Origin of the sequence: Streptomyces mayonensis, from assembly GCF_018982965.1 — a bacterium.
GTDB classification, from domain to species: Bacteria; Actinomycetota; Actinomycetes; order Streptomycetales; family Streptomycetaceae; genus Streptomyces; species Streptomyces mayonensis.
The window spans coordinates 1-11,759 of the sequence record NZ_JACBYP010000062.1 but is presented as its reverse complement, the minus strand read 5'-3'; the positions used below and the strand labels follow the sequence as shown (position 1 = coordinate 11,759).

At 74.7% G+C, this 11,759-nt stretch carries 11 protein-coding genes; 7 read left to right on the top strand and 4 right to left on the bottom strand.

Annotated elements, in window-relative coordinates:
- The first annotated feature begins 150 nt into the window (after positions 1-150).
- Complete coding sequence (locus tag HZS56_RS22325; RefSeq protein WP_216722544.1) at positions 151-720, top strand: helix-turn-helix domain-containing protein; 570 nt, start codon at positions 151-153, stop codon at positions 718-720.
- A 13-nt stretch (positions 721-733) separates the two neighbouring features.
- Positions 734-1,453 (top strand): helical backbone metal receptor, encoded by a 720-nt coding sequence (locus tag HZS56_RS22320; protein ID WP_216722543.1) that lies wholly within the window; start codon positions 734-736, stop codon positions 1,451-1,453.
- Here HZS56_RS22320 and HZS56_RS22315 read toward each other — a convergent pair.
- Positions 1,380-2,537, bottom strand: coding sequence for a TDT family transporter (locus HZS56_RS22315; protein ID WP_216722542.1), 1,158 nt, complete (start codon positions 2,535-2,537; stop codon positions 1,380-1,382). The genes HZS56_RS22320 and HZS56_RS22315 overlap by 74 nt on opposite strands.
- 70 nt (positions 2,538-2,607) lie before the next feature.
- Here HZS56_RS22315 and HZS56_RS22310 point away from each other — a divergent pair, with 70 nt between their 5' ends.
- The gene (locus HZS56_RS22310; protein ID WP_253914670.1) at positions 2,608-3,642 is read left to right on the top strand and encodes a LysR family transcriptional regulator; all 1,035 of its coding nucleotides are present in this window, start codon (positions 2,608-2,610) and stop codon (positions 3,640-3,642) included.
- Positions 3,643-3,873: 231 nt separating this feature from the next.
- On the opposite strand, the gene HZS56_RS22305 is transcribed toward HZS56_RS22310, so the two are convergent.
- Together HZS56_RS22305 and HZS56_RS22300 are read right to left on the bottom strand one after the other, a co-directional pair.
- Positions 3,874-4,569 (bottom strand): gamma-glutamyl-gamma-aminobutyrate hydrolase family protein, encoded by a 696-nt coding sequence (locus HZS56_RS22305; RefSeq protein ID WP_216722541.1) that lies wholly within the window; start codon positions 4,567-4,569, stop codon positions 3,874-3,876.
- An 85-nt stretch (positions 4,570-4,654) separates the two neighbouring features.
- Positions 4,655-5,389 carry a FadR/GntR family transcriptional regulator gene (locus HZS56_RS22300; RefSeq protein ID WP_216722540.1) on the bottom strand — a complete coding sequence of 245 codons (735 nt, stop codon included), beginning with the start codon at positions 5,387-5,389 and terminating at the stop codon, positions 4,655-4,657.
- A 74-nt stretch (positions 5,390-5,463) separates the two neighbouring features.
- Between HZS56_RS22300 and HZS56_RS22295 the strand changes: the two genes are divergently transcribed.
- Genes HZS56_RS22295 through HZS56_RS22280 form a run of 4 tightly spaced genes read left to right on the top strand, consistent with a single transcriptional unit; the run spans position 5,464 to position 10,130 of the window.
- Positions 5,464-6,828 (top strand): glutamine synthetase family protein, encoded by a 1,365-nt coding sequence (locus HZS56_RS22295; protein WP_216722539.1) that lies wholly within the window; start codon positions 5,464-5,466, stop codon positions 6,826-6,828.
- 17 nt (positions 6,829-6,845) lie between these two features.
- Positions 6,846-8,285, top strand: coding sequence for an aldehyde dehydrogenase family protein (locus tag HZS56_RS22290; protein WP_216722572.1), 1,440 nt, complete (start codon positions 6,846-6,848; stop codon positions 8,283-8,285).
- Positions 8,282-9,064: a 3-oxoacyl-ACP reductase gene (locus tag HZS56_RS22285; protein WP_216722538.1), complete on the top strand. Its 783-nt coding sequence runs from the start codon at positions 8,282-8,284 to the stop codon at positions 9,062-9,064. Before HZS56_RS22290 ends, HZS56_RS22285 begins: the two co-directional genes overlap by 4 nt.
- A 37-nt stretch (positions 9,065-9,101) precedes the next feature.
- On the top strand, positions 9,102-10,130 hold the full coding sequence (locus HZS56_RS22280) for a DUF2510 domain-containing protein (RefSeq protein ID WP_216722571.1): 1,029 nt from the start codon (positions 9,102-9,104) through the stop codon (positions 10,128-10,130).
- Positions 10,131-10,203: 73 nt separating this feature from the next.
- Here HZS56_RS22280 and HZS56_RS22275 read toward each other — a convergent pair whose 3' ends face one another.
- A complete protein-coding gene (locus tag HZS56_RS22275) occupies positions 10,204-11,406 on the bottom strand; it encodes an amino acid deaminase/aldolase (RefSeq protein WP_216722537.1) in 1,203 nt (400 codons plus the stop codon).
- Between the last annotated feature and the right edge of the window lie 353 nt (positions 11,407-11,759).

Genomic DNA, 11,759 nt, shown 5'->3' with positions numbered 1-11,759 from the left:
TCCGGGCCACCGCACCGTTTACGCCGATGTGGCGGCCGCCTGAAACGGTTTGCCGAACATGCGTAGGGTGCAGAGAACTCATCAGGAGGACGGCGCCCCGAACGGGGTACGGCGACGGTACGACGACGAGCGAAGGAGGGAGCCGGAGCGATGGGCGACCACAAAGATCAGCACCTCCGGGTCGGCGCGGCCGTACGCCGACGGCGCCGGACCCTCGAACTCACCCTCGCCGTGGTCGCCGAGCGCAGCGGCCTGTCCGTGCCCTTCCTGAGCCAGATCGAGAACGACCGGGCCCGGCCCAGCCAGAGCTCCCTCGAGAAGGTGGCCGACGCCCTGCGCACCACCGCCGTGGAGCTGCTCGCCGCCGCGGACCCCGCGTGCAGTGTCGACGTGGTCCGTGCCGAGGAGCCCGACCCCGCGCTGGCGCCCCGGGTGCGTTCGCTGGTGCGCGGACACCACCAGATGCACGCCTCCGAGTTCACCGGCGACCACGACGCAGGCCGGGAACTGCAGTACCGCAACGACCAGTTGATGTTCGTCGCCGAGGGCGCCGTGGAGATCGAGGCCGAGGGCCGCGCCTACCGGCTGGGACGCGGTGACACGCTCTACCTCACCGGCGGCGTGCGGCACCGGTGGCGGGCCACGGTCCCCGACACCCGGCTGATCGTCGTCGCTGTCTCCGAGCACATCGAGGCCGTCCGGGAAGGACCCCGCCGGTGAGGAGCGCGCGCCGGTGAGAGTGGTCTCGCTGGTGCCGTCGCTGACCGAGGCGGTGGCTCGCACCGTCCCCGGCGCCCTGGCCGGCGCCACCGACTGGTGCAGCCGACCGGCCGGACTCGACGTCGTACGCGTCGGCGGCACCAAGAACCCGGAGACCGACCGGATCCTGTCCCTCGCCCCCGACCTCGTCGTCGCCAACGAGGAGGAGAACCGCGCCCCCGACCTGGACGCCCTGCGTACGGCGGGCGTCGAGGTGCTGGTGACGGAGGTCCGGACCGTGCCGCAGGCCTTCACCGAACTGGACCGGGTGCTGACCGCCTGCGGCGCTCCCTCCCGGCCGCGCTGGCTGGACGAGGCGGAGGCGGCCTGGGCGGGCCTGCCGGAGCCCCGGCCGCGCGTCACCGCCGTCGTACCGGTCTGGCGCAGGCCCTGGATGGTGCTCGGCCGCGACACCTTCGCGGGCGACGTCCTGTCCCGGCTCGGCGTGGAGAACCTCCACGCCCGCCACGCCGAGCGCTACCCGAGGATCCCGGTGGAGGACCTGCGGGCCGCCCGCCCGGACCTCGTGGTGCTGCCGGACGAGCCGTACCGCTTCACCGCCGACGACGGCCCGGAGGCCTTCCCCGGCCTGCCCTGCGCCCTCGTCGACGGGCGGAGCCTCACGTGGTACGGACCGTCGCTGGCCGGGGCGCCCCGGGCGCTGGGCGCGGCCCTGCGAGCAGCGCGCCGCTGACCAGGCCGCGTGCGGTCTGCGTGGCGGCGACGGCCCAGGCCGCGACGAGTGCGCCGTACAGGGCGACGGTGAGCCCGTCGTACACCACGAGCCCCGTCTCGCGGGCCAGCGCCTCGGCGCCGGTGACACAGGTGCCGACCGGGAAGGTGAAGGACCACCACGTCATCGAGAAGCCCATGCCCGCGCGGCGGGCCCGTACCACGTGCGCGAGGGCGAGAGACAGCCACATCAGCGCGAAACCCATGACCGGCACCCCGTACAGCACGGCGAAGACCGAGAAGCCCTCGGCGTACGGCCCCGGAACGACACCCGGCGCCGCATCGGCGAACTTCCCCACGGCCGTCGTCGACTGCCCGAGCGGGCCGAGCACCAGGAACAGCGACGGGGTGAGCGCGAGCGGAAGCGGACCGCCCGTGAGCAGCCTGCCGAAGATCACCGGGAGCGTCACCAGGGTCGCGAGCAGGCTCACGCCGAACAGCGCCACGCAGGCCAGCAACAGCGTCTGCCGCGCCTGCCCCGGCGGCAGGTGCGGCACCAGCAGCGGCCCGACGGCCGCGGACACCATCGGCGCGACGAGCGGCAGCAGCCACACCGGGCTGGCCTCTCCGGGAGCCACCCGGTGCCGTACGGCCATCAGATACGGCACGGCCACGGCCGCCGCGAGCCCCACGGCCGTACCGGCGGTGAACAGCACGGCGTCCAGCGCGACGGCCGCCGGGGTGCCGATCCAGTCCCGGCCGACGGCCAGGGCCCCGCCGCCCACCGCCAGCAGGGCCATCGACAGGCAGCCGTAGAAAGGGGCCGCGGCCGGATCCAGCAGGTGCGCGCGGGCCTGGTCGCGGTGGTGGCGCCAGTGCAGGTACCGGGCCGCCAGCAGCACCGCGAGCAGGAGGAGGGACAGCGCCCACACCGCGGTGCAGGCCGTGCGGAGGCCTGGTACGCGCCAGGGCAGCGCGGCTCCCGCACTGCCGACGATCGCGGTGCCCATGACGCAGGCGTACCAGTTGGGTCCGAGGTGACGGACGGCCGGGACACGGCGGGCCGGGACGGTGGCGGGGGAGCGGGGACGGGCTGCGGTGACCATGGCTCCACGGTCGCTGCGGGCCGGGTGCCTGACCAGAGGTCATCTTCCTATGAGGACATAAGCTGGGGTTATGAGCAGGGGTACGAAGCGTGCGGGGAGCGCCGGGAGCGCCGGGAGCGCGGGAAGCGCGGACGGTGCTGAGGCTACGGGTGGCGTGGGCGGCGAGGGTGGCGGTGCAGGGGGCGGGCAGGCCGGAGCGGGACGGCACGTACCGGGTTCGCTGACGCACCGGGTGCCCGACCTCGGCGCGCTCGAGCTGCTGCTGGCCGTGGCGCGCCTGGGCAGTCTCGGCGGGGCGGCACGGGAGCTGGGCATCACCCAGCCCGCCGCCAGCAGCCGTGTCCGCTCCATGGAACGCCAGCTCGGCGTCGCCCTGGTGGACCGTTCGCCGCGCGGGTCCCGGCTCACCGACGCGGGCGCACTGGTCACCGACTGGGCGCGGCGGATCGTGGAGGCCGCCGAGGCCTTCGACGCGGGGGCCCAGGCACTGCGGGACCGGCGGGACTCACGGCTGCGGGTCGCGGCGAGCATGACGATCGCCGAGTACCTGCTGCCGGGCTGGCTGGTGGCGCTGCGCACCCAGCTGCCGGACACGGCGGTCTCCCTGCTCGCCGGCAACTCGACGGCGGTGGCGGAGCGCCTGCTGACCGACGAGGCCGACCTCGGCTTCGTGGAGGGGGTGAGTGTTCCCGCGGGCCTCGACTCCGTGGTCATCGGCCACGACCGGCTCGTCGTCGTGGCCGCGCCGGGCCACCCGTGGGCCCGCCGTCGCCGTCCGCTCGCGGCGGCCGAACTGGCCTCCACGCCGCTGATCCTGCGGGAGAAGGGCTCGGGCACGCGGCAGGTCCTGGACGCGGCCCTGGGCGGTCTGGCCCGGCCGCTGATCGAGCTGTCGTCGACGACGGCGGTGAAGGCGGCCGCGGTGGGCGGCGCCGGCCCCTCCGTCCTCAGCGAGCTGGCCGTCGGCGAGGAGCTGACGACCCGGCGCCTGGTGAGCGTCCCGGTCGCGGACGTCGCCCTCGCCCGCGACCTGCGCGCCGTCTGGCCCACCGGTCACCGCCCGACGGGCCCGGCCCGGCGCCTGCTGTCGCTGACCCAGGGGTAGGGGCGTGCGCCGCGGACACAGGGGTAGCGGCGTGCGACGCGGGCCGGTCGCTGCTGCGGGACGCACACCGAGGCCGGGCGGGCTTCTGGGGGGGGCGTACCGTGGGCCAGCCCGCTGCGGTGGGACGGGCCGCCCCGGGTCAGTCCGTGCGGTGGGGCGGGCACCCCGGGTCAGTCCGCCGCGGTGGGCGGGCACCCGGGTCAGTCCGCCGCGGTGGACGGGCACCCCGGGTCAGCTGTCTCCCGCTGCCTCCACCAGCGCCCGCATCACGCGCACGTCCTCGCCCATCTCCGGATGCCACTGCACCCCCAGGACCCAGCCGCCCTGCCCTGACGGCAGTTCCACGGCCTCCACGGTGCCGTCCGCCGCGTGTGCCGACGCGGTGAGACCCGTGCCGAGCCGGTCCACCGCCTGGTGGTGGTAGGTCGGTACGGACGTCTCCTCCGGGACGACACCGGCGTACAGCGTCCCGGGTACCGGTTTCACCGGGTGCCGGCCGATCACGCCCACCGCCTCGACGTGGCCCTCGACGTGCTGGACGAGCGTGCCGCCCAGGGCAACGTTGAGGAGCTGCATGCCCCGGCAGATGCCCAGCAGCGGGACGCGCGCGGCCAGGGCCGCCCCGACGAGCGCCAGTTCCCACGCGTCCCGGGCCGGGGCCGGCGGACCCGTGCGCGGGTCGGGATCGGCGCCGTAGCGGACCGGCTCCACGTCCGGGCCGCCCGCGATCACCAGCCCGTCCAGGCGGGCCACCGTCGCGGCGGCCCGCTCCGGCGCGTCCGGCGGGAGCATCACCGCCAGACCGCCCGCCCGCTGCACCAGCCGCGGGTACCCGGCCGGCAGCAGCGCCGCCTCCAGCTCCCACACGCCCCAGCGCGCCCCGGACTCCAGGTACGTACTGACGCCGATCAGCGGCCTGTCCGCCACCTTCCGAACCTCCTCGTCGCCCCGCAATGGGATGCCCTCATACCTTTGCCGCGCCGCCACTCCACGGCAACTCACGCACGTACCCTCAGGTCAGAAAGCCGCGCAGCAGCGCAGCCGTCCCCGCGCAGTGCTCCCTGCTGATCTCCCGCGCCCCGTCCGCGTCGCCGGCGAGGACGGCCGCCACCAGGGCGGCGTGCTGCCGCTGGGAGTGCTCCAGGTTGCGCACGAGCAGCGGGATGCAGTCCAGCAGGTCGTTCAGGGTCGCCCGGACCGCCGCGTACTGCGCCGCCAGCGACGGCGAACCGCACAGCTCCGCGAGGACGAGGTGCAGCCGCGTGTCCAGCCGCCGGTACTGCGCGAGGGGCGCGTCCCGTGTGGCGGCCAGCGCCTCGCGCAGCCGGGCCGCCCGCGCCGGCGCCAGTCCGTGCGCCGCGCACAGACCCGCCGCGCCCACCTCCAGCACCTCGCGGAAGCTCAGTACGTCCTCGATGTCGACCCCCGCCACCCGGCGCCGCAGCTCGTCCTCGCCGCCCGCGTCGGCCCGGGGCCGTACGAACGTCCCGCCGTACCTGCCCCGCCGGGCCTCCACGAGCCCCTGGTCCTGGAGCACCCGCAGCACCTCGCGCAGCGTCACCCGGCTGATGCCCAGCCGCTCCGCCAGCACCCGCTCGGCCGGCAGCCGCTCGCCGGCCGGGACCAGGCCCAGCCTGACCACCTGGAGGATCTGCTCCAGCGCCTCCTCGAAGCCGTTTCCCGCCCGCACCGGCCGCAGCACCGGCGCGAGCCGGTCCGCCACGCTCCCCCCGGTTTCCTCCGGCATGCGGCCGCGCCCCCTTCCCAAGCAAAGGTTCCCGGCAATACCTTATGGCTCCCGGCCAGAAGGAGGCTCTCCCCGTGGCAGACCGCACAGCCCCGCTCGGGGTCGAGGCACTGCACGCCCTCGTCGCCGCCGGTGACGTCGACACCGTCGTCCTGGCCTTCCCGGACATGCAGGGACGCCTCCAGGGCAAGCGGTTCGCCGCCCGCTTCTTCCTCGACGAGGTCCTGGCGCACGGCACGGAGGGCTGCAACTACCTCCTCGCCGTGGACGCCGACATGAACACCGTCGACGGCTACGCCATGTCCTCCTGGGACCGCGGCTACGGCGACTTCGCCCTCCACGCCGACCTGCACACCCTGCGCCGCCTCCCGTGGAACGAGGGCACCGCGCTGGCCGTCGCCGACCTCGCCTGGGACGACGGCACCCCGGTGTCCGCCGCGCCCCGCCAGATCCTGCGCCGCCAGCTGGAGCGCCTCGCCGGGCACGGGCACACCGCGCAGGTCGGCACGGAGCTGGAGTTCATCGTCTTCCGCGACACCTACGAACACGCCTGGGACGCGAACTACCGCGGCCTGACCCCCGCCAACCAGTACAACGTCGACTACTCCGTCCTCGGCACCGGCCGCGTCGAACCCCTGCTGCGCCGCATCCGCAACGAGATGGCCGGCGCCGGCCTCACCGTCGAGTCCGCCAAGGGCGAGTGCAACCCGGGCCAGCACGAGATCGCCTTCCGCTACGACGAGGCCCTGGTCACCTGCGACCAGCACGCGGTCTACAAGACCGGCGCCAAGGAGATCGCCGCCCAGGAGGGCATGTCCCTCACCTTCATGGCGAAGTACAACGAACGCGAGGGCAACTCCTGCCACATCCACCTCTCGCTCGCCGACCGGACCGGCACCAGCGTGATGGCCGGCGACGGCGAGGGCGGCATGTCCGGGGTCATGCGGCACTTCCTCGCCGGGCAACTCGTGGCGCTGCGGGAGTTCTCCCTGCTCTACGCCCCGCACATCAACTCCTACAAACGCTTCCAGCCCGGCTCCTTCGCCCCCACCGCCGTCGCCTGGGGCCGCGACAACCGCACCTGCGCGCTGCGCGTCGTCGGCCACGGCCGTTCCCTGCGCTTCGAGAACCGGCTGCCCGGCGGCGACGTCAACCCGTACCTCGCCGTCGCCGGCATGGTCGCCGCCGGACTGCACGGCGTCGAACAGCGGCTGGAACTGCCCGAACCGTGCGCCGGCAACGCCTACACCGGCGACTACGAGCACGTCCCGACCACCCTGCGCGAGGCCGCCGAGCTGTGGGAGAACAGCGCCCTCGCCAAGGCCGCCTTCGGCGACGAGGTCGTCGCCCACTACCGCAACATGGCGCGCGTCGAGCTGGACGCGTTCGACGCCGCCGTCACCGACTGGGAACTGCGCCGCTCCTTCGAACGCATGTGAGGCACCGGTTGTCCGAGCTGTCCGAGAAGCGCCCCGACGAGCTGCGGGTACTGAACCCCGCCACCGAAGAGGTCGTCGCCACCGTCCCCGCGGCCTCCGCGGCCGACGTGGACGCCGCGGTCGTACGGGCCGCCCGGGCCCAGACCGCCTGGGCCGCCCTCGCCCCCGGCGACCGCGCCCGGCTGCTGCGCCGGTTCGCCGCCGCCGTCGACGCGCACGTGGAGGAACTGGCCCGACTGGAGGTCCGGGAGGCCGGGCACCTCGTCGGCAACGCCCGCTGGGAGGCCGGCAACGTCCGCGACCTGCTCGACTACGCCGCCGGAGGAGTGGAGCGGCTCACCGGGCGCCAGATCCCGGTGGCCGGCGGCCTGGACGTCACGTTCCTGGAACCGCTCGGCGTGGTGGGCGTCATCGCTCCCTGGAACTTCCCGATGCCCATCGCCGCCTGGGGCACCGCACCGGCGCTCGCCGCGGGCAACGCCGTCCTCCTCAAGCCCGCCGAGACGACCCCGCTCACCGCACTGCGCCTGGCCGAACTGGCCCTGGCGGCCGGACTGCCCGAGGGCCTGTTCCAGGTGCTGCCCGGCCACGGACCCGTCACCGGCGACGCCCTCGTCGGGCACCCCGGCGTGGCGAAGATCGTCTTCACCGGTTCGGCGGCCGTGGGCCGACAGGTCGCCGCCAAGGGCGCGGCCCTCCTCAAGCCCGTCACCCTCGAACTCGGCGGCAAGAGCCCCAACATCGTCTTCGCCGACGCCGACCTCGAGGCCGCCGCGGCAGCCACGCCCATGTCCTTCCTCGACAACAGCGGCCAGGACTGCTGCGCCCGCACCCGCATCCTCGTCCAGCGCTCCGTGTACGACCGCTTCCTCGCCCTCCTCGCCCCCGCGATCGAGGCCGTACGCGTCGGCGACCCGGCGGACGAGAGCACCGAGATGGGCCCCCTGATCTCCCGGGCCCAGCTGGAACGGGTGCGCTCCTACGTCCCCGACGACGCCGCCGGTATCCGCGGCAGGGCGCCCGAGGGCGGGCCCGGCTTCTGGTTCCCGCCGACCGTCCTCACCGGCACCGACCCGCACGCGCCCGTCGCCGTCGAGGAGGTCTTCGGGCCCGTCGCCGTCGTCCTGCCCTTCGAGGACGAGGCCGACGCGGTCCGCCTGGCCGACGCCACCGACTACGGCCTGTCCGGCTCGCTGTGGACCCGGGACGTCGGCCGTGCCCTGCGTGTGTCCGCCGCGGTGCGCGCCGGGAACCTGTCCGTCAACTCCCATGCCAGTGTCCGGTACTGGACGCCGTTCGGCGGATTCAAGCAGTCCGGGCTCGGCCGCGAACTCGGCCCGGACGCGCTGGCCGCGTTCACCGAGACCAAGAACGTCTTCATCAGCAACATCTCGTCGAGCACGGGATCGCGCACGGAATCCAGCACGGAATCGAGCATGGAGGGCCCCGCACAGTGAGCGAAGACATCGTCTGCCGCAGGCTCGTCGGCCGCAGTGCCGTCGTCACCGGAGCGGGCAGCGGCATCGGCCTCGCCACCGCCCGCCGGCTCGCCGCCGAGGGCGCGCACGTCGTCTGCGGCGACGTGGACGAGACCCGGGGCCGGGCCGCGGCCGAGGAGACCGGCGGCACCTTCGTCAAGGTGGACGTCACCGACCCCGAGCAGGTCGAGGCGCTGTTCGCGGCGGCGTACGACACCTGCGGCAGTGTCGACGTCGCGTTCAACAACGCGGGCATCTCGCCGCCCGACGACGACTCCATCCTGGAGACCGGCCTGGAGGCGTGGAAGCGCGTCCAGGAGGTGAACCTCACCTCCGTCTACCTGTGCTGCAAGGCTGCCATCCCCTACATGCGGCGCCAGGGCAAGGGGTCCGTCATCAACACCGCGTCCTTCGTGGCCCGGATGGGCGCGGCCACCTCGCAGATCTCGTACACCGCGTCCAAGGGCGGCGTCCTCGCCATGTCCCGGGAACTGGGCGTGCAGTTCGCGCGGGAAGGTATCCGCGTCAACGCGCTGTGTCCCGGCCCGGTCAACACCCCGCTGCTCCAGGAACTGTTCGCCAAGGACCCGGAGCGGGCCGCGCGCCGCCTGGTGCACATCCCGCTCGGCCGCTTCGCCGAGGCCACGGAGATCGCCGCCGCCGTCGCCTTCCTCGCCAGCGACGACTCCTCCTTCGTCAACGCCACGGACTTCCTGGTGGACGGCGGGATCTCCGGGGCGTACGTCACACCGCTGTAGCTCGGCGGGCGCGGCGTCCTAAAGTGCCGGGATGAGCATGACGCCGCCGCCCGGCTGGTACCGCGACCCGTCGGCCCCGCACCAGGAGCGGTGGTGGGACGGCACGGCCTGGGCCGAGCACCGGCGGACGCCGGAACCCACCGGGTACGGCGCGGCCGCGGGCCCCGCCCCGGGGCAGACCCAGGAGCCCCACCACCAGACACACCAACACCAGTCGCACCACCACGTGCAGCCCGTCCAGCCGGTGACCGTGCCGCTGCGCACCGGCGGCGGGGCCGGGCGGGGCGGCGGCGGACGCGCCAAGGCCGTCGCCCTGACCGCCGCCGCGGCCGTCGTGGTCGCGGCGGTCGTCACCGGCGTCGTCCTCCTGGGCGAGGACGACGCCGGCAGCCCCGGCACCCAGGCCCCGCCCGCCACGGCCAGTGCCACCGACCCCGCACCCGTGAGCGACCCGCCGTCCCCCTCGCCCAGCACCTCCGGACCCTCCGCCGACGACCCGGCCGTGGTCGAGGACCAGCTCAACGGCGTCTCCTTCCCGCTGCCGGACGGCTGGGTCCGGCCCCAGAACGTCGCCGAGGACGACGTCATGATGACCACGGACGGCACCTACGACTGCCCCGCCGACGGCAGCGTGTGCCGGCACGGACGCGTCGTCTCCCGCACCGTCACCGCGAACGCCGAGTCCTCCCCGAAGGTCCTCGCCCAGGAGGACATCGAGGACGCCGCCGACGACGCCTACGACCGCGACCTGATCGGCAACAAGCCCTTCGGCGGCATCGAGTCCCACGAGGAGGTGGCGGCGGGGCCCGTCGCGGTCGCCGGACGCGCCGGCTACTACGTGCGCTGGCGGGTGAGGACCGCCCAGGGGCCCGGCGGCTACGTGCAGTCGATGGTGTTCCCCTCCACCGTCGGCACCGAGTCCCCGATCCTCGTCCGCTACGTCTTCGACGCCGGTGAGGACGGTCCGCCGCCGGCCGACATGGACACCATCACCAAGGGCATCCGGCCCGTCGGCGACGCCGACACCGGCGGCGGCGTGGGCAGCGGCATCGGACCGACGGACTGACCCGCACGCCTCAGACGCCCCACAGGCTCCACGGGCCCGAGAGGCCTCACAGGCTCCACACGCCCCACATGCCTCACAGGAAGGTGCGCCCCTCGCCCCGGTACGTCGGCACCGTCGCCGTCACCGCGTCCCCCTCCACCAGGTGCAGCGCGTCGAAGCGCTCGCACAGCTCCCCGGCCTTGGCGTGCCGGAACCACACCTTGTCGCCGACGAGCAGGTCGTCGGCGGGCGAGCCCAGCAGCGGCGTCTGCACCTCGCCGGCGCCCTCCTGGGGGTCGTAGCGCAGCCCCTCGGGCAGGTACGGCACCGGCAGCCGGTCGGCACCGGCCGCGCCGGACGCCGGGTAGCCCCCGCCGAGCACGGTCACGACCCCGACCCCGGGCCGCCGTACGACGGGCTGCGCGAACAGAGCCGAGGGACGTCCGGTGAACGACGTGTAGTGGTCGAACAGGCGCGGCACGTACAGCCCGGAACCGGCGGCGATCTCCGTCACCGCGTCCTCGGCGGCCGTGTGCTGCACGCTGCCCGTGCCGCCGCCGTTGACGAACTCCAGGCCGGGCACCACGGCCCGCACGGCCCGCACCGCGGCGGCCCGGCGCTCGGCGAGTTCGCGCCGGGCGGCGGCCTGCATCAGCCGCACGGCCCGCGACCGCAGCGGCCGCCCGGCCACCGCGTCCCCGACACCGGCGACATGGCCCTCGTACGCCATCACACCGACGACCTCGAACCCCGGCCGGCGGTCCACCGCCCGGGCCAGGTCGGCGAGTTCGGCGGGGGAGTGCAGCGGGGAACGACGCGCCCCGACCCGCACCCGCCCGCCGAGCAGCCGCAGCGAGGTGTCCAACTCCAGGCAGACCCGTACGACTTCACGGCCGCCGTCGCGCGCCGCGTCGACCAGGTCCAGCTGCGCCGGGTCGTCGATCATCACGGTCACGGCGGCGGCGAGCTTCGGGTCGGCGGTCAGTTCGGCGTACCCGGCGCGGTCCGCCGACGGGTAGGCGAGCAGCACGTCCTCGAAACCGGAGCGCGCCAGCCACAGGGACTCGGCCAGCGTGAACGACATCACGCCCGCGAAACCCTCCCGCTCCAGGACCCGTTCCAGCAGCGCACGGCAGCGTACGGACTTGCTGGCGACCCGGATCGGCTTGCCGCCCGCCCGGCGCAGCAGGTCGTCCGCGTTGGCGTCGAAGGCGTCCAGGTCGACGATCGCCACGGGGGCGTCCAGATGAGCGGTGGCCCGGTCGTACCGGGTCCGGTCGGAGGCGCGCGCAGTCATGGACGCAGCCTGCCAGACGGGATTACCGCAGGGTAGGGGACGATCCGGGCCAATGCCACGGGTGCGCCGGACTGGTTCCCCGCAGGGCGGGGTCACGCCGTAGAGTGACGCGCACGCACGGCGGCCCCGGCCCCGGCGCAGGGCGGGGAGCCCTGCCGGGATGGCGGGTGTCGCGTGCGGGTATGCGTGCCCGGGACGGGATCGGTCCGTGCCGGGCCGGGGCAGGATTCCATCACCGGCCCGTGCCGGAGGACGGCCCGGGCCCGAGGAAACGGGGGGTGCATGAGCACGGAAGCGCGCCGCGCCGGACGCCGGAGGGCCCGGCCGTCCCGGCTCCCCCACCGGAACCGGGG